The following is a 23,262-nucleotide window of genomic DNA, read 5'->3' as shown; positions in this document are numbered from 1 at the left end:
TTATTGAAGAACGAAATAATCGTAGCGCATCGAGACGGTGACCTCGAACGGCTCTGCCTGTTCGATGACGGCTGCCCGACGTTCAGCGCTGGCGCGCCAGCCGTGGGGCGTCATGGCCAACAGGTTGGCGCGGTCCTGACCACTTTCCAATACCAGTTTGAATGTCAGGGTCTCGCTGTGTTGCAGCGCCATACCGTCAGGCACCAGGTCCAGATGCTTGTCGTCAATGTACTCGCGGACTTCGTCGTACAACCGCTCGCGCAATTCCATCAGGTGGCCGCTGGTCGGTCCTACTTTCATCAGGCCGCCGCCGGGGCTGAGCAGGCGTTTGGCTTCTTCCCAATCCAGTGGGCTGAAGACGCTGGCCAGAAACTGGCAACTGCCCGGGGCCAATGGCACACGGGCCATGCTGGCGATCAACCAGGTCAACCGAGGGTTGCGTTTGCAGGCGCGTTTGACCGCTTCCCGGGAAATGTCCAGGGCATAGCCGTCCGCATCCGGTAAAGCATCGGCGATTTGCGCGGTGTAGTAACCCTCGCCACAACCGATGTCGAGCCAGCGTTGCGGCGCATAACCAGCGGCGAGTTCCGCCAGGCGCTTGGCCACCGGCGCGTAATGGCCGGCGTTCAAGAAGTCGCGACGGGCTTCGACCATCGCCTGGTTGTCCCCAGGGTCTCGGCTGTTCTTGTGCTGCACCGGCAACAGGTTCAGGTAACCCTGGCGCGCACGGTCGAAACGATGCCCTGCGGGGCACACCACGCCGTTGTCCACCGCGTTCAGCGGTTCGCTGCAGATCGGACAAGCCAGCATCAGGCGAGCAACTTGATCATGGTCTGGTAGTAGATCTCGGTCAGCACGTCGAGGTCCGCGGCCAGCACGCGCTCGTTGACCTGGTGGATGGTCGCGTTGACCGGCCCCAGCTCAACCACTTGCGTACCCATGGTCGCAATGAAACGACCGTCGGAGGTGCCACCGCTGGTGGACGCCTTGGTTTCGCGACCGGTGATGTCCTTGATGCTCGACGACACCGCATCGAGCAGCGCGCCCGGCTCGGTGAGGAAAGGCAGACCGGACAAGGCCCAGTCGATGTGCCAGTCCAGGCCATGCTTGTCGAGGATGTCGGCCACGCGTTTTTGCAGGCCTTCGACCGTGGACTCGGTGGAGAAACGGAAGTTGAATACCGCCACCAGATCACCGGGAATCACGTTGGTCGCACCGGTGCCGGAGTTGACGTTGGAGATCTGGAAACTGGTCGGCGGGAAGAAATCGTTGCCGTGGTCCCAATGCTCGGCGGCCAGTTCGGCCAGCGCCGGGGCGGCGAGGTGGATCGGGTTTTTCGCCAGGTGCGGATAGGCCACGTGGCCCTGCACGCCGCGGACGGTCAGTTTGGCGCCGAGAGAACCGCGACGGCCGTTCTTGACCACGTCGCCGACCAGCGTGGTGCTCGATGGTTCGCCGACGATGCACCAGTCCAGACGCTCCTTGCGCGCCGCCAGACGTTCAACCACAGCCTTGGTGCCGTGGTGTGCCGGGCCTTCTTCGTCGCTGGTGATCAGGAAGGCGACCTTGCCCTTGTGGTCCGGGTAGTCGGCGACAAAACGTTCGGCGGCCACGGTCATCGACGCCAGGCTGCCTTTCATGTCCGCCGCGCCGCGGCCGCAGAGCATGCCGTGTTCATCGATTACTGCGTTGAACGGGTCGATCTGCCAGGCGGTGACCGGGCCGGTCGGCACCACGTCGGTGTGACCGGCGAAGCAAAGCACCGGGCTGTCGTGTTTACCGTGGGTGGCCCAGAAGTTATCCACATCTTCGATGCGCATTGGCTCAAGCGCAAAACCGGCATCGCCCAGGCGCTGCATCATCTGCTTCTGGCAATCGGCGTCGACCGGCGTTACGGACGGACGGCGGATCAGGTCGATGGCGAGTTGAAGGGTCGGCGAAAGGTCGGCGTGGGCCGTCATGTAAAAGCTCCGAGGTGCGCACGATAAACCTGCAGGAGCTGCCGAAGGCTGCGATCTTTTGATCTTGATTTTGAACAGCAAAGATCAAAAGATCGCAGCCTTCTGCAGCTCCTACAGTGCAAAAGGGCGATCATTCTAAAGCAAAACGGCGGCCCGAAGGCCGCCGTTTGACGTTAACCAGTAACGGATTATGCCGTTGCCGGTTCCGCTTCCACCGACGGTTTCGGCAGCGACGACAGGAACGCCATGATCAGCGCCGCCAGGTACGGCAGCGACTGCACCAGCAACATGGTCACCCAGAAGCGCATGTCGTTGCTCGGCAAGCCGTTCACCAGGAAGATCCCCAGCGCCGCGCTCCACAGCAGCAACATGATGAACACTTCTTCGCGAGCCTCCGAAATTGCCACCCAGAAGCCGTGGTTATCGGCGTTCTTCGGTGTGCGGAAAAACGGAATGCTGCTGGTGAAGAAACCGTACAGCACCGCTTTGGCGATGGTGTGCGACAGCGCCAGCCCGGCCAGCGCCGCGCAGAACGCGTCTTTCAGGTTCACACCCACCGCACGACGGTAGAGGAAGATGATCTTGCCGACCTTGAACACGAACAGCGCCAACGGCGGGATCGCGAAAATCAGCAGCGGCGGATCGACCCGCTGCGGCACGATGATCATCGCCGCCGACCACAACAACGCGCCGACGGTGAAGAAGATGTTCATGCCGTCGGCCACCCACGGCAACCAGCCCGCGAGGAAGTGGTAGCGCTGGCCGCGAGTCAGTTCGGTGTCCTTGCCGCGCAGCAGGCTGCGGGTGTGACGCTTGATGATCTGAATCGCACCGTAGGCCCAGCGGAAGCGCTGTTTCTTGAAGTCGATAAAGGTATCGGGCATCAGGCCCTTGCCGTAGCTGTCGTGGTAATACGCCGCCGACAAGCCTTTTTCGAATACCCGCAGACCCAGCTCGGCGTCTTCACAGATGCACCAGTCGGCCCAGCCCAGTTCTTCGAGCACCGAGCGGCGGGTCATGGTCATGGTGCCGTGCTGGATGATCGCGTCACGGTCGTTGCGAGTCACCATGCCGATGTGGAAGAAGCCTTTGTATTCCGCGTAGCAGAGCTTCTTGAAGGTGCTTTCGTTCTGGTCGCGATAGTCCTGGGGCGACTGCACCACGGCGATTTTCGGATCGGCGAAGTGCGGCACCATGTGCTTGAGCCAGTTCGGGTGCACACAGTAATCGGAGTCGATCACCGCGATCACTTCGGCATCCTTGGCGGTGTGTGGAATCAGGTAATTCAGCGCGCCGCCCTTGAAGCCGGCCAGCGGCGCGACGTGGAAGAACTTGAAGCGCGGGCCGAGGGTTTCGCAATAATCGCGAACCGGTTCCCAAACGGCCGGGTCCTTGGTGTTGTTGTCGATGATCAGGACTTCGAAGTCCGGATAGTCGAGGTTGGCCAGTGCATTGAGGGTCTGTTTGACCATCTCCGGCGGCTCGTTGTAGCACGGCACGTGGATCGACACTTTCGGGCGATAGCTCGAATCGCCGACCACCGGCAGGAATTCCCGGCGCCGCTTGTGAATCCACACGGCCTCGGCCAGCTCATGGGCTTCGGTCAACAACACGATAAACACCCCGAGTGCCCCGAGGGCAAGCAAGAAGCCCACCGTCAAGCTGAACCAGGTGCTGTATTGCTGGCTGTAGTCATAACCGATCCACACCAGCACCGAACCGCAAAGGAACGCGATAAAGGTCAGGAAGGTGCGACCGCGCTGGCGCAAGGCCGAGCCGTCGATCATCAGCAAGGTCAGCGACAGCAGCGCCAGTACCACCGAACCGATGGCCAGCACGCGCCATTGCGGAATCGCTACCACCGGGCCTTCAAAGTTGAATTTCTGCTGGCGCGCGGCGTTGAACACGCCCCAATACGCGCCCACCGAACCTTCGTCGCTGGCTTTCCAGGGTTGGTCAAACGCTTCGATCACGAAGTAATTGAAGCCCTGGCGGTTGAGCTTGTTGACCAGGGTCCGCAGGTAAATCGCCTGGTCTGCCGGTGAAGCATCGGCGCCACCGCGCATGCGGCCGTTGCTCGGCCAGCCCACTTCGGACAGCAGCAGCGGTTTTTTCGGGAACATTTTTTTCAGGTCGCGGGCACGGTCGAGGACGAACTGGCCGGCCTTGTCCATTGGGACGAATTCCCAGTACGGCAGGACGTGCGCGGCGATCAAGTCAACGTGTTTGGCCAGTTCCGGGTGTTCTTCCCAGACGTGCCACTGCTCGGATGTGGTGACCGGCACCTTCACGGCGGCGCGGACACGATCGAGGATCACGCTTAGATCTGCAGCGGTAATTTCCTTGCGAAAGATTGCCTCGTTACCGACCACCACGCGAACCACGCTTCGCGAGGAGTTGGCGATTTCGATGGCGCGGGTGATTTCCCGTTCGTTGCGTTCCTGGTCCGGGCTGATCCAGATCCCCAGCGTCACCCGCAGGCCGAACTCTTCCGCCAGTTTCGGGATGTTTTCCAGCGTGCCGTCGACCGAGTAAGTACGGATGTTGTCCGTCAGCTTGCTCATGATCTCCAGGTCGCGCCGCATTTGATCGTCGGTTGGATACTGTTCTTTCTGTGGGAATTGGCCTTGCTGGAACGGCGAATACGAGAAGCCGGAGATTTGTTCAGGCCAGTTGGGAGCGGTGACCGGGCGATTGATCAGCGCCCAGAAGCCGGTAAACAAGGCAGCGATGGCGAGCACCACCACCAGGTTGAGTCCAAATTTACGCGATGACATAGCTATTTCGGGTTCCAAAGACTGTGGAACAAATGAACGGTCGGCGGCCGCAGAAGGGCGCGCATCCTACACTGGCAGTTCACTGAACGTACACCGGACAGGGAAATACCGGACATTGGGCAATGTGCTTTCACATAAGTTCTTACACTTGTAGCTTGAAACTTAAAACTTGCCGCTGCGAAGCCCTATAATGCGCGCCGGTTTTTGAGGTGATGGTCATGAGTGCAGAAGATCCACGGTTTGCTGGTATCGCCCGTTTGTATGGCATCGAAGGCCTTGAGCGCCTTCGCGCAGCCCATGTGGCGATCGTTGGCGTCGGTGGCGTCGGTTCCTGGGCGGCGGAAGCCATGGCCCGTTGCGGCGTGGGTGAGATTTCGCTGTTCGACCTCGACGACGTCTGCGTCAGCAACGCCAACCGCCAGCTGCACGCGCTGGACAGCACCGTCGGCAAACCCAAGGTCGAAGTGATGGCCGAGCGCCTGCGCGGGATCAACCCGGACTGCACGGTGCACGCGGTGCCTGATTTCGTCACCCGCGACACCATGGCCGAATACATCACGCCGAACATCGACTGCGTGATCGACTGCATCGACAGCGTCAACGCAAAAGCGGCGCTGATCGCCTGGTGCAAACGCCGCAAGATCCAGATCATCACCACCGGCGGCGCGGGCGGGCAGATCGACCCGACACTGATTCAGGTCTGCGACCTCAACCGCACCTTCAATGACCCGCTGGCCTCGAAAGTGCGCTCGACCCTGCGTCGCGACTACGGCTTCTCCCGCACCGTGACCCGTCACTACAGCGTGCCGTGCGTGTTCTCCACCGAGCAACTGCGCTACCCGAAACCGGATGGCAGCATTTGCTTGCAGAAGAGTTTTGTCGGGGATGGCGTGAAACTCGACTGCGCCGGCGGGTTTGGCGCGGTGATGATGGTGACGGCGACCTTCGGTATGGTCGCGGCGACCAAGGCTGTGGACAAGATTGTGGCGGGTGTGCGCCGGCCGGCGGAGCGCATCAAACCCAACGCTTGAAACACAATCTTTGTAGGAGCCGGCTTGCTGGCGATCCAAGCGCTGCGGTGAATCAGACCTGCCGTGTCGCCTGGATCGCCAGCAAGCCGGCTCCTACAGAGTGGTGTAGCGCCGAACAATCATCATGCACCCGCGAAGGCCAATTCGCGCATCCGTTGAAGCACCGCATTCAGGCCATTACTGCGCGACTGCGACAACTGCCGCCCCAGCCCCAACTGGTTGAACCACTCCGGCAAGTCCACCTGTTGCAACTCGGCAGCGGACAAGCCATTGACCCGCGCCAGCAACAACGCCACCAACCCGCGAATCAATCGCGCATCGCTGTTGGCGCTGAACTGCCAATGGTCGTCGCGCAATTCGCCTGTCAGCCACACCTGGCTTTCACAACCGTGCACCCGGTTGGCGTCGCACATCTGTTCATCGCTCAGCGCGGGCAGGCGCTCGCCCCATTGCATCAGCAGTCGCGCCCGCTGTTCCCAGCCAGCGGCAGCCTGAAAGGTTTCGAGTGCACTAACGGCATCGGCGGGCAAGTTCATCGCAGTAACTCCAGCGCCTGATCCAGCGCCTCAAAGAACCGTTCCAGATCTTCGGAGTCATTGTAAAGCGCCAACGAAACCCGGATCGCTCCGGCCAGTTCGAAGCTTTTGAGCAACGGCATGGCGCAGTGGTGACCGGCGCGAACGGCGATCCCCTGCTCGGTCAGCAAATGCGCCAGGTCCGAGTTATGCACACCCTCGACGGTAAAACTGGCCAATGCCACTTGTGGTTTGCCCAGCAGGCGGATGCCGTTGCGCGACTCAAGGCCCTTGAGCAAATAGTCATGCAACGCCGCTTCATGGGCGGACACGGCGTCTTGATCGAGTCCGGCGAGATAATCCAGTGTCGCGCCCAATCCAATCACACTGGAGATCGGCGGCGTCCCCGCTTCAAAACCCAGCGGCGCGGGGCGAAAGCGTGCGTCGTGATAGTTGGCGTCCAGCACCATCTCGCCGCCGAATTGCCAAGGGCGCAGTTGTTGCAGCGCTTCATTGCGCCCGAACAACACGCCGAGGCCATCAGGCCCGTAGAGCTTGTGGCTGGAAAACACATAGAAGTCGCAACCCAGCGCCTGCACGTCATGCCGGCCATGGACCACGCCTTGAGCGCCATCGATGACGGTCAGCGCGCCTTGTGCCTTGGCCAGCGCCAACAGCGCCGGCAGTGGTTGCCAGGCGCCGATCACGTTGGATAGCTGACTGACCGCCAGCAGGCGCGTGCGTGGGCCGATCAGTTGCGCGGCAGCGTCAAGGTCGATCACACCGTCGGTATCCAGCGGCAGGATCACCAGGTTCAGTTCGCGACGATGGGCCAGTTGCTGCCATGGCAGCAGGTTGGCGTGGTGCTCCAGGGCGCTGATGACAATTTCATCGCCCGGATTGAATGAGTGTTCCAGGCCATAGGCCAGGAGGTTCAGCGCGGAAGTCGCGCCGTGGGTAAAGATGATCTGCCCGCAATCACCGGCGTTGAGCCATTGCACGGCTTTGCGGCGGCTGTCCTCGAACGCCTGGGTGGCATGGGCGCCGGGCAAGTGTTGCGCCCGATGCACGTTGGCCGCGCCACTGGCGTAGTAATGCGCCAGGGCATCCAGCAAGGCTTGAGGTTTTTGCGTGGTGGCGGCGTTGTCCAGATAGGTCTGGTCTTGCCGTTGCAGGGCGGCGATGGCCGGAAAATCGGCGCGCCAGGGAGAGGGAATCATCATGCTATTCGCCTGTACGCCTGGCCCCTGTAGGAGCGAGCCTGCTCGCGATGATCGCATGGACGACACGGGCTGTCTGATGCCCCGCGTTATCGTTGACGTCCATCGCGAGCAGGCTCGCTCCTACAAAGGTGCAGGGGATCGTGTGGCTTAGTTGTGAGCGTGCAGCGCTTCGTTCAGTTCGATCGCCGATTTGTGGGTTTTGCACTCCACGGCACCGGTTTCCGAATTGCGACGGAACAACAAGTCCGGCTGACCGGCCAGTTCACGGGCCTTCACGACTTTGACCAGCTGATTTTTCTCGTCCAGCAGGGCCACTTTGGTGCCGGCAGTGACGTACAGGCCCGACTCAACGGTGTTGCGGTCGCCCAACGGGATGCCGATACCGGCGTTGGCGCCGATCAGGCAGCCTTCGCCAACCTTGATCACGATGTTGCCGCCGCCCGACAGGGTGCCCATGGTCGAGCAACCGCCGCCCAGGTCCGAACCCTTGCCGACGAACACGCCAGCGGAGACGCGGCCTTCGATCATGCCCGGGCCTTCGGTGCCGGCGTTGAAGTTGACGAAACCTTCGTGCATCACGGTGGTGCCTTCCCCAACGTAGGCGCCCAGGCGCAGACGCGCCGCGTCAGCGATACGCACGCCGGCCGGAACCACGTAGTCGGTCATTTTCGGGAACTTGTCCACCGAGAACACTTCCAGCAGCTCGCCGCGCAGGCGCGCTTCCAGTTGATGCTCGGCCAGTTCAGCCAGGTCGATTGCGCCCTGGCTGGTCCAGGCTACGTTTGGCAGGAGCGGGAACACGCCCGCCAGGTTCAGGCCATGCGGCTTGACCAGGCGATGGGACAGCAGGTGCAGCTTGAGGTAAGCCTCAGGCGTGGAAGTCAGTTGAGCGTCTTCGGCCAGGATCGTGGCGACCAGCGGCTTGTGGCTCTCGGCCAGGCGGGTCAGCAAAGCTGCCTGGGCAGCGTCGACGCCTTTTACGGCTTCGGCCAGTTGCGAAGCCTGAGCGGTGGTGAAGGTGATGGCCTGGTTGCCGTCGGTGTAACCCAGGATCGGCGCAACAGCGGCGATCAGCTCAACGGAAGGGTTGAGCAGTGGCTGCGCGTAAAACACTTCCAGCCATGCGCCTTGACGGTTTTGAGTGCCGACACCAAAGGCCAGGCTGAACGGGGTAGTGGACATGTTGATACCTCTAACAAATTGAAACGGGCTGCTTACTTGAGCGCGGCCGCGTAGATATCTGGCTTGAAGCCAATCAGGGTTCGGTCACCGAGATCGAGCACCGGGCGCTTGATCATCGAAGGTTGTGCGAGCATCAGTTCGATGGCTTTCGACTGGTCGAGATCGGCTTTGCGTTCGTCGTCGAGCTTGCGAAAGGTCGTGCCTGCACGGTTCAACACCACTTCCCAGCCGTGCTCGTTGCACCATTGGGTCAAGTGTTCACGGTCGATACCGACCGCTTTGTAATCATGGAAGTCATAGCTGACAGCGTGTTCATCGAGCCAGGTGCGCGCCTTTTTCATGGTGTCGCAGGCTTTGATGCCGAAAAGGTGCAACGTTTTACTTGAAACAGTCAAGGAATCGCCCCCATTACAGGTGCCGGAAATAAAAGGTGTCGGATTATGCCATGGAAGCGCAAATCCTGTGGGAGCGAGCTTGCTCGCGATAACGGCATTAAATTCAACATCCATGTCGACTGATACGCCGCCATCGCGAGTAAGCTCGGCTCCCACAAGGATTGCAGTGATTGCGGGTGCGACATTGGTGCAAAGGCCAGCGAGCAGTCTAAGCGGCTAATATGGCACTTCTATGCTGTCGATTGCCCGGGAACCACGCTTTATGCAAACCGCTTATACCGTCCTGATCCTGTTGATGCTGGTCGGCGTTTCACGCCTGATCGGACGGGTGATTCCGCTACCGTTACCGTTGGTACAAATTGCTGCGGGTGCCTTGCTCGCCTGGCCGACGCTTGGGCTGCACGTGGCTCTCGATCCCGAGTTGTTTCTGTTTCTATTCTTGCCACCGCTGTTGTTTTCCGACGGCTGGCGCATGCCAAAACGTGAGTTCTGGCAACTGCGCGGGCCGATCTTGACGCTGGCGGTGGGTTTGGTTTTGTTTACCGTGGTCGGCGCCGGGTATTTCATCCACTGGTTGCTGCCGAGTATTCCGCTGCCCGTGGCTTTTGCCTTGGCAGCGGTGCTGTCGCCCACGGACGCCGTGGCGGTGTCGGCGATCTCCCAGAATCGCTTGCCGACACCGCTGATGCACATGCTCCAGGGCGAGGCGTTGATGAACGATGCTTCGGGCCTGGTGACGTTCAAGTTTGCCTTGGCTGCGGCGGTGACCGGCGTGTTCTCGCTGGCCAATGCCAGTGTCACTTTCCTGTTGGTGGCAATCGGAGGCCTGGCCATTGGCGTGGCGTTGAGCTGGCTGGTCGGACGTATGCGCTCGTGGATGATCGCCCGCGGTTGGGATGACCCGGCGACCCACGTGGTCTTCATGTTGTTACTGCCGTTCGCTGCCTACGTGTTGGCCGAGCGCGTGGGCGCGTCCGGCATTCTGTCGGCAGTAGCGGCGGGGATGATGCAGAGCTGGCTCGATCTGCTGCCGCGCCAGACCAACACCCGGTTGCTCAACCGCAGTGTCTGGGCATTGCTGGAATTCGCCTTCAACGGCTTGATCTTCCTGCTGCTGGGCCTGCAATTGCCTGACATCATCAAAGCCGTGGCCAGTCACGAAACGTCGTTGTGGCCGACGTTGTTCTATCGCTGCCTCGACGTGGTGGCGATTTTCCTGGTGTTGCTGGTGTTACGGTTTGTCTGGGTGCAGAGCATCTGGCGCCTGTCCATTCTGCTGCGGCGCTGGCGTGGCAAGGATGAGATAACCCGGGTGCCGAGCGCGCGCTCCTGCTGGTTGTTGACGGTCGGCGGGGTGCGCGGTGCTGTGACGCTGGCGGGTGTGATGTCGGTGCCGATGCTCATGGGCGCCGACGCATTTCCCGAGCGTGACCTGCTTATTTTTATCGCCGCCGGGGTCATTCTGCTGTCACTGATTGCCGCGTGCATTGCCTTGCCCTTGCTGCTGCGCGGCATCGACAAGAGCCCCGACGACAAGCGCCGCAATGAAGTGCGCGATGCGTGGCGCAAGACCGCTGAAGCGGCCATTCATGCGCTCGAAACAGAAGAGGTCAGCCCTCAGGATGCCGCACAGTCAGCGCTGGCGGCAGAACTCAAGGCGCGGATCATGTCCGAGTATCGACATCAACTTGAGGTGTTCAACGATTCGGCGGAAGCCCAGGCACTGGCGTTTCAGATGGACTTGCTGGAGCGGCGATTGCGCTTGAAGGCGCTGCGGGCGCAGCGCCTGGAGTTGTATAGCCTCAGTCGTCAGCACCAGATTGGTGACGACGTGTTGCGTGAGGTGTTGGGGGAACTGGATTTGAGTGAGGCCAAGCTCGGGCAGGTCAAGTAAGTATGCCCCGTTAGTCTTTCTTGATCAGGGATAAGCTGCGCGCGCGAGCGCTTTGTCGCCAGCACTGATTTGGAGGTTGTCCGCTTGTTCCCAGTCGCCAACAGTGCACGTATTGATGATTGGGTAGTGCATGACCGAATGCCGGTCATAGGGTGTATAGGTTCGGTCGGTTCGGCGAGGAAGCGGGAATACATGGTTGTCAACGGCTGCTTTAGACGAGCCATAATTTTGTTGATAGAACTGGTAGGTATTCTCTTTATGCCACGGAATGTCTGCATCGGGATGTTGATGCTCATGGGCAAAGCCCAAAGCGTGTCCGAACTCGTGGATGACAGTGCCTTCGTATGAGGTGGATGTATATTCCACGCCCAGACCCATCGTCGGAAGATGAGCGAGAACTGTCAAAGCGTCAGTCCCTATTGCAGAACTTGCGACCGTGTCATATTGCGGAGCCAGGTCAATCCGAATGTCTCCTTCGTAACGTTCGTCAGTGAGTTTAGTAAACTCAAACTTTAAGTTAACGTAAGGTTGCCATTGGCTAATGGCATTTTTGACTATTTCAAATCCACCATCCTCGTAATCGGTTATCGCGATTTTTAACGTCCGTCCAGATAGCCAGTATTTATTGTGTTCGCCCACGGCCCTTTTGCCGCGGCCCGATGATGTACTAGACGCATTTTCCGGATTTTCGGTAATGGCTGCTTCATAAGAGGCTTGAATGCTGGGTGGCGATTGGATGTGGCAAGGTTTAATGGTTTGCATAGTAACTTCCGTGTTTTTGCTTGTTTAGAATTTTATAGTTGGTGTCTTAAGAGTGTGAACTTTATTGATGTAGATTGTTGAGTTAGTTTAGGTGTTTCAATGTTAGGGGTGCGAGGTTAACTAAAAAGCTGTAGGGGATGTAGTTGCGATTAATGCGCTATGTTTCTTTGAAGGCCTGTACTGCATTGCACAGTACAGGCTTAGTTAATGTTACTTGCGGCGGTTTATGAAATCACGAATGCGTTCAGCCGCTTCGACGCACTCCGCCAATGGCGCCACAAGTGCCATGCGCACTCGGCCCGCGCCCGGATTGACGCCATCGACGTCCCGCGACAGGTAGGAACCCGGCACCACGGTCACATGCTCCTGCTCGAACAGATCGCGGCAGAAGGCTGCATCTTCACCGGCCACATTTGGCCACAAGTAAAAACCACCGTCCGGACGTTGCACATCCATTACCGGGCTGAGGATCTCCAGCACCGCGTCATACTTCTCACGGTACAAAGCACGGTTGGCGCGAACGTGCACCTCGTCGTTCCACGCGGCAACGCTGGCCAGTTGCGTCTGAACCGGCATCGCGCAGCCGTGGTAGGTGCGATAGAGCAGGAAACCTTTGAGAATGTCCGCGTCACCCGCAACGAAGCCAGAACGCAGGCCCGGCAAGTTGGAACGCTTGGACAAACTGTGGAACACCACGCAACGCTTGAAGTCCTTGCGACCCAGTTCCACGCAAGCGCTTAGCAGACCAGGTGGCGGGGTTTGTTCATCAAAGTAGAGTTCGCTGTAGCACTCGTCTGCGGCGATTACGAAGTCGTATTCATCGGCCAGGGCGATCAGCTTTTTCAGGGTATCGACCGGGATCAGCGCGCCGGTCGGGTTGCCTGGCGAGCACAGGAACAGGATCTGGCAGCGTTTCCAGATGTCTGGCGAGACCGCGTCGAAATCCGGATTGAAGCCGTTTTCGTCCAGGCATGGCAGGTAATGCGGCTTGGCCCCGGCGAGGAACGCCGCACCTTCGTAAATCTGATAGAACGGGTTCGGGCTGACCACCAGCGCGTCATCGCCACGGTTGACCACGGTCTGGGTGAAGGCGAACAGCGCTTCGCGGGTGCCGTTGACTGGCAGTACGTTGCGCGCCGGGTCGAGCCAGCCGTTCGGGACGCTGAAGCGACGCTCGCACCAGGCGGCGATGGCTTCCCGCAGCTCCGGGATCCCGAGGGTGGTCGGGTAGACGGCCATTTTTTCCAGATTGCTGGCCAAGGCTTCGGCGACGAAGCTTGGCGAACGGTGCTTCGGCTCGCCGATCGACAGCGCGATAGGGCGCTTGTCCGGGTTGGGCGTGACACTGCCGAGCAGGGCGCGGAGCTTTTCGAACGGGTAGGGCTGGAGCTGGGTCAGAGCGTTGTTCATCGGTCGATCTCGTTCAATGTGAAAACCACCACTCCGTAGGAGCCGGCTTGCTGGCGATTGCATCGCTGCGACACACCTGACACACCGAGGTGATGCCATCGCCAGCAAGCCGGCTCCTACACAGGGGGTATTTAATTCAGATACTGATGCGCGACAGTTTGATATCCGGTTCCTGGTTAACGCTCAACTGTTCGACGATTGCATCTTGTAACCGGCTGCACAGCAGCGGGTCGGACAACGGTTGGTTGTTGGCGTCGGTGATGAAGAACACGTCTTCCACGCGTTCGCCCAAGGTCGCGATCTTGGCGTTCTGCAGCGACAAGTCGAACTCCAGGAAGATCGTGCCGATCCGTGCCAAAAGACCTGGGCGGTCGGGAGCGGTCAGTTCGAGCACGGTCACCGGGCGCTGCGCGTCGTTGTGAATTGTTACCTGCGGAGCGAAGGCGAAATGCTTGAGCTGCCGTGGCACCCGACGCTGGATGATGGTCGGGTAGTCGTCCGGGTTTCGCAGGGCTTCGGTCAGGCCGTCGCGGATCTGCTTGACCCGTGCCGGGTTGTCGCCGATCGAGTCGCCGTCGGTGTCGAGCACGATGTAGGTGTCGAGGGTGAACTGGCTGCTGGAGGTGATAACCCGGGCGTCGTGAATGTTCAGGTTGAGCTGGTCCATCGCGGCTACGGTCACGGCGAAGAAATCGTGCTGGTCCGGCGCATAAATGAAGATCTGCGTGCCGCCCTCGAATTCGCGTTGGGTGGTTTCCTTGATCAGAACCAGCGGCCCGCCGTCGGCTGGCTGCTGGAGGATCGCATCGCTGTGCCAGGCGACATCACCGGCGGTGTGACGCAGGAAATAGTCATCACCCAATTGCGCCCACAACTGTTCGACGTCGTCCGGATCGGTACCGCCGCGCACCAGGATGTCCAGGGCCGCGCTCTGGGTCTGGCGGATCTGCTCTTCGCGATCCACCGGGTTTTCCAGGCCGCGGCGCAGTGCCCGCTTGGTTTCGGTGTAGAGCTGGCGCAACAGGCTGGCGCGCCAGGAATTCCACAGGGTCGGGTTGGTGGCGTTGATGTCGGCGACGGTCAGCACGTACAGGTAGTCGAGACGGGTTTCATCGCCGACAGTCTGGGCGAAATCGTGAATCACTTGCGGATCTGACAAATCCTTACGCTGGGCGGTGGTCGACATCATCAGATGGTTCTGCACCAGCCAGACGATCAGGCGACTGTCCCAGACTGGCAACTGGTGGCGCTGGCAGAAGGCTTCGGCATCCACCGCGCCGATTTCCGAGTGGTCGCCATGCCGGCCCTTGCCGATGTCGTGGTACAGCCCGGCCAGGTAGATCAGCTCCGGTTTGGGCAGCTTGCCCATGAGCTTGCTGGCCAGCGGGAATTTTTCCGACACTTGGGTGTATTGCAACTTACGCAGGTGCTTGATCAGGTTCAGGGTGTGGGCGTCGACCGTATAGATGTGAAACAGGTCATGCTGCATCTGTCCGACGATGAAACCGAACTCCGGCAAGTAACGCCCGAGGATGCCGTAACGGTTCATCCGCCGCAGGTTGCGGTGGATGCCGATCTTGCACTTGAACAGCTCGATAAACAGGCTGGTGTTGCGGATGTCGTTGCGGAAATCATCGTCGATCAGGTGACGATTCTCGCGCAGCAGACGAATGGTGTCGGCGCGCACCCCCTTGATTTCCGGCTGCTGGGCCATCAGCACGAAGATTTCCAGCATGGCGAACGGCGTGCGGCGGAACACGTTGTCGTTGCGCGCCTCGATGTAACCGTCGTGCAGCTGGAATCGCGAGTTGATGGGTTGCGGCGGCGCTTCGTCTTCCGGGGCGAGGATGACTTCCTCGAAGTGCTGGATGATCAGGTCGCTGAGCTGGGCAATGCTCATGACCACCCGGTAATACTGCTGCATGAAGTTTTCGATCGCCTGCTTGGCGTCGTCGCCTTCGAAACCCAGCAGCTTGGCGATGGTGCGCTGGTGGTCGAACAACAGACGGTCTTCGGAGCGACCGGCGAGCATGTGCAACGCGTAACGCACTTTCCACAGGAACTCCTGGGACGAAGCCAGCAGGGCGTTTTCGCTCTCCACCAGGAAGCCTTCGCCAGCCAGTGCCCGCAGGTTCAGGGTGCCGTATTCGCGGCGCGCTACCCACAGAATCGTCTGAATATCCCGTAGTCCGCCGGGCGAACCTTTGACGTTGGGTTCCAGGTTGTATTCGGTGTCGTTGTACTTGTGGTGACGAGCCTTCTGTTCGGCGCGTTTGGCCAGGAAGAAGTCCTTGCTCGGCCACATGTGCGCGGTGCTGGTGACATCCAGCATGCGTTGGCGCAAGCGCTCAGGCCCGCAGATGGTGCGGCTTTCCATCAGGTTGGTAACAACCGTCAGGTCAGCGCGAGCCTCGACGGCGCACTCGTCGACCGAGCGAACGCTCTGACCGACTTCCAGGCCGATGTCCCACAGCAGCGTCAGAAAACGCTCGATGGAATCGCGGAAAACTTCGTGATCGGCGCTGTCCAGCAGGATCAGCAAATCGATATCGGAATACGGGTGCAACTCGCCACGACCGTAGCCGCCGACCGCGACCAGCGCGATGTCGGCGTCTTCACTCCAATTGAACTGCTCCCAGGCCTTTTGCAGGATGTTGTCGACGAACCAGGCGCGATCCTCGATCAGCCGGCGAATGTCCCGGCCGCTGCGAAAGCGCCCGTCGAGCACCTCGCGGGCCTGGCGAATCGCCTTCTTGAAGGCCGCAATCGGGCTTGCCTTCAGGGCCAGTTCAGCCTGGAACTGGCCGCGGTCGAAGAGTTCGGGATCCACCTGCGGCATCGATTGGCTTTCCTTTCTATAAGGCTGGGAGCTGTTCGTGGTTGATCAGGCCGACATGCGCGGGATGGTGTCATCGCTGCGCAGGGTGAAGATCTCGTAACCGGTTTCGGTGACCAGCAGGGTGTGCTCCCACTGGGCCGATAACTTGCGATCCTTGGTGATCGCGGTCCAGCCATCGCCCAGTACCTTGGTGTCGGCTTTGCCCTGGTTGATCATCGGTTCGATGGTGAAGGTCATGCCGGCTTTCAGTTCCATGCCGGTGCCCGCGCGGCCGTAGTGCAGGATCTGTGGTTCTTCGTGGAAGACCTTGCCGATGCCGTGGCCGCAGAACTCGCGGACTACCGAGAAACCGTTCTTTTCCGCGTGCTTCTGGATAATTTCGCCGATGTCGCCGAGGCGGCAACCGGGTTTGACGATCTCGATCGCCTTGTACATGCATTCCTGCGTCACTTGCGACAGGCGCTCGGCCCAGACCGGCACGGTGCCGACGTGGAACATGCGGCTGGTGTCGCCGTGGTAACCGTCCTTGATGACGGTGACGTCGATGTTCAGCGTATCGCCATCCTTCAGCGGCTTGTCGTTCGGGATGCCGTGGCAGACCACGTGGTTGATCGACGTGCAAATCGATTTCGGGTAGCCCTTGTAATTCAGCGGGGCAGGGATGGCTTGCTGTTCGTTGACGATATAGTCGTGGCAGATCTGGTTCAGTTGATCGGTGGTGACGCCCGGCTTGACATGTTCGGCAATCATTTCCAGCACATCGGCGGCCAGTTTGCCGGCAACGCGCATTTTGGCGATGTCCTCGGGGGTTTTGAGGGTGACGGTCATACAGGCTCTCTCTGCGCTCGATGGCGCTTTCTTGACGAAAAGGGCGGTGCGCGAACGGTCGGCGCAGCCCTGAAAAACGCGATTCTATCAGACGATCAGCGCAAATCTGCGCCTCTGTGCATCGCTTCTCTCTATAGAATGGTGCATTCTGGGCGGATTCCAAGGGATGGAGGGGTGTGGTCACCAGGATTTCAGAATCCGGGTTCCGTTTTTTTCTCCCTTGTGATATAAAATGCGCCGCTTTCCGGGGATGCCCCGAAAAGCCTAAATCCACACACGTGTCGACACGATGACCTGGGTGCCTACAGCTGAATGCTGCTGGTTGGTCATTGGGATACGTGGAGGCCAAACCCGACTTATTAAGGAACTATCATGTCCCAAGTCAACATGCGCGATATGCTGAAGGCCGGTGTGCACTTCGGTCACCAGACCCGTTACTGGAACCCGAAAATGGGTAAATACATTTTCGGCGCGCGTAACAAGATCCACATCATCAACCTTGAAAAAACCCTGCCAATGTTCAACGAAGCTCTGACTTTCGTAGAGCGCCTGGCCCAGGGCAAAAACAAGATTCTGTTCGTCGGCACCAAGCGTTCCGCTGGCAAGATCGTTGCTGAAGAAGCAGCACGTTGCGGTTCGCCGTACGTCGATCACCGCTGGTTGGGCGGCATGCTGACCAACTTCAAAACCATCCGTGCTTCCATCAAGCGTCTGCGTGACCTTGAAGTACAAGCCGAAGACGGTACTTTCGCCAAGCTGACCAAGAAAGAAGCGCTGATGCGCTCCCGTGACCTGGAAAAGCTGGATCGTTCCTTGGGTGGTATCAAGGACATGGGCGGTCTGCCAGACGCTCTGTTCGTTATCGACGTTGATCACGAGCGCATCGCGATCACCGAAGCCAACAAGCTGGGCATCCCGGTTATCGGCGTAGTCGATACCAACAGCAGCCCGGAAGGCGTTGACTACATCATCCCAGGCAACGATGACGCAATCCGCGCTATCCAGCTGTACATGGGTTCGATGGCTGACGCTGTAATCCGTGGTCGCAACAACGTTGCCGGCGGCACCGTAGAGTTCGCAGCTGAAGAAACTCAGGCTGCAGCTGAGTAATTGACGCCCTGGCGTTGACTCAGTAAGCAAAAAGGGGGCTTGGCCCCCTTTTTGCCACCTCGAAAACCATTTGTCGGCGCCCACTGCTCTATCTGTAACGTGCGGCAGCTAACAAGGGTGGTTCGGGAAGAATTGAACGCCCGTTCGATCGGGTGGAATGGTTGATAACCTATCCAAGAGGAATTTTGAAATGGCAGAGATTACTGCAGCGTTGGTCAAAGAACTGCGCGAGCGTACTGGCGAAGGCATGATGGACTGCAAAAAGGCCTTGACCAAGGCTGGCGGCGACATCGAAAAAGCCATTGATGACATGCGTGCTTCGGGCGCCATCAAGGCTGCCAAGAAAGCGGGCAACGTTGCCGCTGAAGGCGCTATCGCCATCAAGGCTGACGACAAGTCCGCCGTACTGCTGGAAGTGAACTCGCAGACCGACTTCCTGGCCCTGCAAGACGACTTCAAAAACTTCGTTGCTGCCAGCGTAGAAAAAGCCTTCGCTGAAAAACTGACCGACGCAGCTCCGCTGATCGCCGCTCAGGAATTGGCTCGTGAAGCCCTGGTGGCCAAAGTTGGCGAAAACGTCAACATCCGTCGTCTGGTTCGCGTAGAGGGTGACGTTGTCGGCACCTACCTGCACGGTAACAAGATCGGTGTTGCTGTTGTTCTCAAGGGCGGCGATGTTCAGCTGGCCAAAGAGATCGCCATGCACGTGGCGGCAAGCAACCCTGAGTTCCTGCTGCCATCGCAGGTTTCGCCAGAAGCCATCGAGCGTGAAAAGGGCGTTTTCCTGTCCTTGAACGAAGACAAGATGAAAGGCAAGCCTGCTGAAATCGTCGAGAAGATGATTGCTGGCCGTATCACCAAGTTCCTGGCTGAAGCCAGCCTGGTAGAACAAGCTTTCGTTATGAATCCAGAAGTCACCGTTGGTGCTCTGGCCAAGAAAGCCGGCGCTGAAATCGTTTCCTTCACCTACTTCAAAGTCGGCGAAGGCATCGAGAAGCCAGTAGACAACTTCGCTGAAGAAGTTGCTGCACAGCTGGCTGCCGCCAAGCAATAAGACAGTTTTTTAAACTGTCGCCCTGAAGAGGCTGCCCGCTCACGCGCGCAGCCTCTTTTCAGATGGGGAACCAATTTTTAATTGGTTTCCGTTTGGAACTGGCTTACAAAGCCATGTTCCGATGGCGCTGAAGCAGCGCCAAGCTAGAGTGAACGCCAGCTGAAAACAGCTCGCAAAGAATTTTTAAAATACGCCGCAGGAGAGATTCGCAATGGCTCAGCAGGGCAGTGGTTATCAGGCTCGCTATAAACGCATTCTACTCAAGCTTAGCGGCGAGGCCCTGATGGGCTCGGAAGAGTTCGGGATCGATCCGAAAGTTCTGGATCGCATGGCGCTGGAAGTCGGCCAACTGGTTGGCATCGGTGTTCAGGTCGGTCTGGTGATCGGCGGCGGTAACCTGTTCCGCGGCGAAGCGCTGAGCAAGGCCGGCATGGATCGGGTTACGGGCGACCACATGGGCATGCTGGCCACTGTGATGAACGCCCTGGCCATGCGCGATGCGCTGGAACGTGCGAATATCTCGGCCATCGTGATGTCGGCCATTTCCATGGTCGGCGTGACCGATCACTACGATCGCCGCAAGGCCATGCGCCATCTGAACTCCAAGGATGTGGTGATTTTCGCGGCCGGTACCGGTAATCCGTTCTTCACTACGGATTCGGCAGCCTGCCTGCGTGCAATCGAAATCGATGCCGATGTCGTGCTCAAGGCGACCAAGGTCGATGGCGTCTACACCGCTGACCCATTCAAAGACCCGCATGCCGAGAAGTTCGATCATCTGACTTACGATGAAGTACTGGATCGCAAGCTGGGCGTGATGGATCTGACGGCCATTTGCCTGTGCCGCGACCACAAGATGCCGCTGCGCGTATTTAACATGAACAAGCCCGGCGCCCTGCTGAATATCGTACATGGCGGCGCTGAAGGGACCCTGATCGAGGAAGGCCAACAATGATCAACGAAATCAAGAAAGACGCTCAAGAGCGTATGCAGAAATCCGTGGAATCGCTGGCGCACAACTTCGGCCGTATTCGTACCGGCCAGGCGCACCCGAGCATTCTCGAAGGTGTGATGGTTCCGTACTACGGCTCCGACACGCCGATCAAGCAAGTGGCGAACATCACCGTTAAAGATGCCCGTACCCTGCAAGTCGTTGCCTTTGAGCGCAACATGCTCGGTGCTGTCGACAAAGCCATTGGTAGTGCTGGTCTGAACCTCAATCCGACTAACCTCGGTGAGTTGCTGCTGATCTCCATGCCTGCCCTGACTGAAGAGACCCGCAAGGGCTTCACCAAGCAGGCTCGTGATGTCGCTGAAGATGCCCGTGTGGCCGTGCGCAACATCCGTCGTGATGCCAACAGCTCGCTGAAGGACCTGGTCAAGGAAAAGGAAATCAGCGAAGACGAAGAGCGTCGCGCAACCAGCGAAATCGATGATCTGACCAAGAAGTACGTGGCTCAAATCGACGCGAACCTGGCGCAAAAAGAAAAAGACCTGATGGCCGTATAAGGGTCGCGATTTCATGGAAAAGACCAAGCAGGCTGCACCGTCCGCGGTGCCGCGCCATGTCGCGATTATCATGGACGGTAATAATCGCTGGGCGAAAAAACGCTTTATGCCGGGTGTCGCCGGGCATAAAGCGGGTGTAGACGCGGTTCGTGCAGTCATCGAGGTGTGTGCTGAAGCCGGGGTCGAAGTATTGACCCTGTTCGCTTTTTCCAGTGAGAACTGGCAGCGCCCGGCCGACGAAGTCAGTGCCTTGATGGACCTTTTCTTCAAGGCCTTGCGTCGCGAGGCCAAGCGCCTCAATGAAAACAACATCAGTTTGCGCATCATTGGCGACCGTTCGCGTTTTCATCCGGAGCTTCAAGCGGCGATGCGCGAGGCTGAGTCAATGACAGCCGGCGCCAATCGTTTCGTCCTGCAAATCGCTGCCAACTACGGTGGTCAGTGGGATATCGCGCAAGCCGCGCAACGCCTGGCGCGGGAAGTTCAGGCTGGGCACCTGCGTCCGGAAGACATCACCCCGGAACTGCTGCAAACCTGTCTGGCCACCGGCGATCTGCCGTTGCCGGACTTGTGCATCCGTACCGGTGGCGAGCATCGCATCAGTAACTTCCTGCTGTGGCAGCTGGCGTACGCCGAGTTGTATTTCTCCGACCTGTTCTGGCCGGACTTCAAACACGACGCCATGCGTAACGCGCTGGCCGATTTCGCATCTCGCCAGCGCCGCTTCGGTAAAACGAGCGAGCAGGTCGAGGCTGGAGCCCGGGTTTAATGCTTAAACAACGAATCATCACCGCGCTGATCCTGCTGCCGATTGCCTTGTGCGGTTTCTTCCTGCTCGAGGGGTCGGCGTTCGCCTTGTTCATCGGGCTGGTCGTGACCCTCGGTGCCTGGGAGTGGGCGCGCCTGGCAGGCTTTACCGCCCAGCCGATGCGCGTTGCTTTCGCCGCTATCGTCGCGTTGATGTTGTTTGTCATGCACCTCCTTCCCGGGCTTGCGCCTTGGGTCCTGGGTGCGTCAGTGATCTGGTGGGGGATTGCGACTTATCTGGTGCTGACGTATCCGCGCTCCAGCGTGCATTGGGCCAGTGCGGCCTGCAAGCTGGTGATTGGATTGTTGATTCTGCTGCCGGCCTGGCAGGGCCTGGTTCAGATCAAGCAGTACCCGTTGGGTAACTGGCTGATCATGGCAGTGATGGTGTTGGTCTGGGGTGCCGATATCGGCGCCTACTTCTCGGGCCGGGCTTTCGGCAAGCGCAAGCTCGCGCCGCAGGTCAGTCCTGGGAAAAGCTGGGAAGGCGTTTACGGTGGTTTGGCCCTGAGTCTGGTCATCACTGTAGCTGTCGGGTTTTTCCGCGACTGGACGGTTGCTGAGTTGTTCAAAGGTCTGTTCGGCGCCGCCGTGATCGTGTTTATCTCGGTCGTGGGTGATCTCACCGAAAGCATGTTCAAGCGTCAGTCCGGGATCAAGGACAGCAGCAATTTGCTTCCAGGTCACGGTGGCGTCCTCGACCGGATCGACAGCCTGACCGCAGCGATTCCCGTGTTTGCCGTGCTGTTGTGGATGGCTGCACCGTGAGCCGCCCGCAGCAGATTACAGTTCTGGGGGCAACCGGCTCGATCGGCCTGAGCACGCTTGATGTCATCGCGCGCCATCCCGAGCGTTATCAAGTCTTCGCCTTGAGTGGTTTCACTCGTTTGAGTGAATTGCTCGCGTTGTGTGTACGCCACGTTCCGCGTTTCGCCGTGGTGCCTGAAGCCAGTGCCGCCCGAACCCTTCAGGATGATTTGCGTGCAGCCGGTCTTTCGACCCGTGTTTTGGTCGGGGAAGAAGGTCTGTGCCAGATCGCTGCCGATCCGGAAGTCGACGCGGTCATGGCGGCCATCGTCGGCGCGGCGGGTTTGCGTCCGACCCTGGCGGCCGTCGAGGCCGGTAAGAAGATCCTGTTGGCCAACAAAGAAGCACTGGTAATGTCCGGTGCACTGTTCATGCAAGCGGTGCGCAAAAGTGGTTCGGTGTTGTTGCCGATCGACAGTGAGCACAACGCCATTTTCCAGTGCATGCCACAGGATTTTGCCCGTGGTCTCGGCAAGGTCGGGGTGCGTCGGATTTTGCTGACAGCCTCTGGTGGGCCGTTCCGACAGACGCCTATGGCTGAGTTGGCACATGTTTCACCTGAGCAGGCGTGCGCGCATCCGAACTGGTCCATGGGGCGCAAGATTTCGGTCGATTCGGCCAGCATGATGAACAAAGGCCTTGAGCTGATCGAAGCCTGCTGGCTTTTCGATGCCAAGCCATCCCAGGTCGAAGTAGTGATTCACCCACAGAGCGTGATTCACTCCCTGGTGGACTACATCGATGGTTCGGTGCTGGCCCAGCTGGGTAATCCGGACATGCGCACGCCAATCGCCAACGCGCTGGCCTGGCCAGAGCGAATCGATTCGGGTGTAGCGCCGCTGGACTTGTTTGCCATTGCGCGTCTGGACTTCCAAGCACCCGATGAAGAGCGATTCCCTTGCTTGCGTCTGGCCCGTTTGGCGGCCGAAGCCGGTAACAGTGCCCCGGCGATGCTGAATGCCGCGAATGAGGTGGCTGTTGCGGCCTTTCTCGACGGACGGGTCCGTTACCCGGAAATCGCGAGTATCATCGAGGAAGTGTTGAATCTCGAGCCTGTAGTTGCGGTGGAAGATCTCGAGGCAGTGTTCACGGCAGATGCGAAGGCGCGTGTGCTGGCCGAACAATGGTTGAGTCGTCACGGGCGATAACTGCTGTAGT

Annotated in this window: 20 protein-coding genes; 9 read left to right on the top strand and 11 right to left on the bottom strand. The window is 59.2% G+C overall.

Going from position 1 to position 23,262, the window contains the following annotated elements; genetic code table 11:
* The 3 genes from KGB21_RS10830 to KGB21_RS10820 all read right to left on the bottom strand — a co-directional run bounded on the left by KGB21_RS10830 (position 1) and on the right by KGB21_RS10820 (position 4,738).
* A complete protein-coding gene (locus tag KGB21_RS10830) occupies positions 1 to 810 on the bottom strand; it encodes a putative RNA methyltransferase (protein ID WP_034150716.1) in 810 nt (269 codons plus the stop codon).
* Positions 810 to 1,961, bottom strand: a complete 1,152-nt coding sequence (dapE, locus tag KGB21_RS10825) for a succinyl-diaminopimelate desuccinylase (protein WP_223505100.1) — start codon at positions 1,959 to 1,961, stop codon at positions 810 to 812. The genes KGB21_RS10830 and dapE overlap by 1 nt, the downstream gene beginning before the upstream one ends.
* Before the next feature lie 188 nt (positions 1,962 to 2,149).
* Complete coding sequence (locus KGB21_RS10820; RefSeq protein WP_034150714.1) at positions 2,150 to 4,738, bottom strand: glycosyltransferase; 2,589 nt, start codon at positions 4,736 to 4,738, stop codon at positions 2,150 to 2,152.
* A 212-nt stretch (positions 4,739 to 4,950) separates the two neighbouring features.
* Between KGB21_RS10820 and tcdA the strand changes: the two genes are divergently transcribed.
* Positions 4,951 to 5,769 carry a tRNA cyclic N6-threonylcarbamoyladenosine(37) synthase TcdA gene (gene tcdA, locus KGB21_RS10815; RefSeq protein WP_223505099.1) on the top strand — a complete coding sequence of 273 codons (819 nt, stop codon included), beginning with the start codon at positions 4,951 to 4,953 and terminating at the stop codon, positions 5,767 to 5,769.
* Between the two features lie 122 nt (positions 5,770 to 5,891).
* Here tcdA and KGB21_RS10810 read toward each other — a convergent pair whose 3' ends face one another.
* From KGB21_RS10810 to KGB21_RS10795, 4 genes are all read right to left on the bottom strand, one after another.
* The gene (locus KGB21_RS10810) at positions 5,892 to 6,305 is read right to left on the bottom strand and encodes a SufE family protein (RefSeq protein WP_223505098.1); all 414 of its coding nucleotides are present in this window, start codon (positions 6,303 to 6,305) and stop codon (positions 5,892 to 5,894) included.
* Positions 6,302 to 7,507, bottom strand: coding sequence for an aminotransferase class V-fold PLP-dependent enzyme (locus KGB21_RS10805; protein ID WP_223505097.1), 1,206 nt, complete (start codon positions 7,505 to 7,507; stop codon positions 6,302 to 6,304). Before KGB21_RS10805 ends, KGB21_RS10810 begins: the two co-directional genes overlap by 4 nt.
* 147 nt (positions 7,508 to 7,654) lie before the next feature.
* Complete coding sequence (dapD, locus tag KGB21_RS10800) at positions 7,655 to 8,689, bottom strand: 2,3,4,5-tetrahydropyridine-2,6-dicarboxylate N-succinyltransferase (RefSeq protein ID WP_034149905.1); 1,035 nt, start codon at positions 8,687 to 8,689, stop codon at positions 7,655 to 7,657.
* Positions 8,690 to 8,721: 32 nt separating this feature from the next.
* Entirely contained in the window at positions 8,722 to 9,084 is a 363-nt protein-coding gene (locus KGB21_RS10795) for an ArsC family reductase (protein WP_008057297.1), read from the bottom strand.
* Positions 9,085 to 9,346: 262 nt separating this feature from the next.
* On the opposite strand from KGB21_RS10795, the gene KGB21_RS10790 reads away from it, so the two are divergent.
* On the top strand, positions 9,347 to 10,978 hold the full coding sequence (locus tag KGB21_RS10790) for a Na+/H+ antiporter (RefSeq protein ID WP_034149904.1): 1,632 nt from the start codon (positions 9,347 to 9,349) through the stop codon (positions 10,976 to 10,978).
* Positions 10,979 to 11,002: 24 nt separating this feature from the next.
* Here the strand turns inward: KGB21_RS10790 and KGB21_RS10785 are convergent, their stop codons facing one another.
* The 4 genes from KGB21_RS10785 to map form a co-directional block, all read right to left on the bottom strand.
* A complete protein-coding gene (locus KGB21_RS10785; RefSeq protein ID WP_223505096.1) occupies positions 11,003 to 11,740 on the bottom strand; it encodes a M12 family metallopeptidase in 738 nt (245 codons plus the stop codon).
* A 210-nt stretch (positions 11,741 to 11,950) separates the two neighbouring features.
* A complete protein-coding gene (dapC, locus tag KGB21_RS10780) occupies positions 11,951 to 13,150 on the bottom strand; it encodes a succinyldiaminopimelate transaminase (RefSeq protein WP_223505095.1) in 1,200 nt (399 codons plus the stop codon).
* Positions 13,151 to 13,286: 136 nt separating this feature from the next.
* Positions 13,287 to 15,989, bottom strand: a complete 2,703-nt coding sequence (locus KGB21_RS10775) for a [protein-PII] uridylyltransferase (protein ID WP_034149901.1) — start codon at positions 15,987 to 15,989, stop codon at positions 13,287 to 13,289.
* A gap of 45 nt (positions 15,990 to 16,034) precedes the next feature.
* Positions 16,035 to 16,817 carry a type I methionyl aminopeptidase gene (gene map / locus KGB21_RS10770; protein ID WP_034149900.1) on the bottom strand — a complete coding sequence of 261 codons (783 nt, stop codon included), beginning with the start codon at positions 16,815 to 16,817 and terminating at the stop codon, positions 16,035 to 16,037.
* A gap of 372 nt (positions 16,818 to 17,189) precedes the next feature.
* Between map and rpsB the strand changes: the two genes are divergently transcribed.
* The 7 genes from rpsB to ispC all read left to right on the top strand — a co-directional run bounded on the left by rpsB (position 17,190) and on the right by ispC (position 23,252).
* Entirely contained in the window at positions 17,190 to 17,927 is a 738-nt protein-coding gene (gene rpsB, locus KGB21_RS10765) for a 30S ribosomal protein S2 (RefSeq protein WP_003222119.1), read from the top strand.
* A 190-nt stretch (positions 17,928 to 18,117) separates the two neighbouring features.
* The gene (gene tsf / locus KGB21_RS10760) at positions 18,118 to 18,981 is read left to right on the top strand and encodes a translation elongation factor Ts (protein WP_034149899.1); all 864 of its coding nucleotides are present in this window, start codon (positions 18,118 to 18,120) and stop codon (positions 18,979 to 18,981) included.
* Between the two features lie 211 nt (positions 18,982 to 19,192).
* Positions 19,193 to 19,936 (top strand): UMP kinase, encoded by a 744-nt coding sequence (gene pyrH, locus KGB21_RS10755; protein ID WP_003222124.1) that lies wholly within the window; start codon positions 19,193 to 19,195, stop codon positions 19,934 to 19,936.
* Entirely contained in the window at positions 19,933 to 20,490 is a 558-nt protein-coding gene (gene frr / locus KGB21_RS10750; RefSeq protein ID WP_034149898.1) for a ribosome recycling factor, read from the top strand. Before pyrH ends, frr begins: the two co-directional genes overlap by 4 nt.
* 13 nt (positions 20,491 to 20,503) lie before the next feature.
* On the top strand, positions 20,504 to 21,259 hold the full coding sequence (gene uppS / locus KGB21_RS10745) for a polyprenyl diphosphate synthase (protein ID WP_034149897.1): 756 nt from the start codon (positions 20,504 to 20,506) through the stop codon (positions 21,257 to 21,259).
* Complete coding sequence (locus KGB21_RS10740; protein WP_034149896.1) at positions 21,259 to 22,065, top strand: phosphatidate cytidylyltransferase; 807 nt, start codon at positions 21,259 to 21,261, stop codon at positions 22,063 to 22,065. Before uppS ends, KGB21_RS10740 begins: the two co-directional genes overlap by 1 nt.
* Complete coding sequence (gene ispC, locus KGB21_RS10735; RefSeq protein ID WP_034149895.1) at positions 22,062 to 23,252, top strand: 1-deoxy-D-xylulose-5-phosphate reductoisomerase; 1,191 nt, start codon at positions 22,062 to 22,064, stop codon at positions 23,250 to 23,252. The genes KGB21_RS10740 and ispC overlap by 4 nt, the downstream gene beginning before the upstream one ends.
* Positions 23,253 to 23,262 lie beyond the last annotated feature (10 nt).

The organism is Pseudomonas sp. GL-RE-29, from assembly GCF_019947275.1.
Classification (GTDB): Bacteria; Pseudomonadota; Gammaproteobacteria; order Pseudomonadales; family Pseudomonadaceae; genus Aquipseudomonas; species Aquipseudomonas fluorescens_A.
Note: the sequence above shows the minus strand (reverse complement) of the source record. Positions and strands in the feature narration are given on the sequence as shown.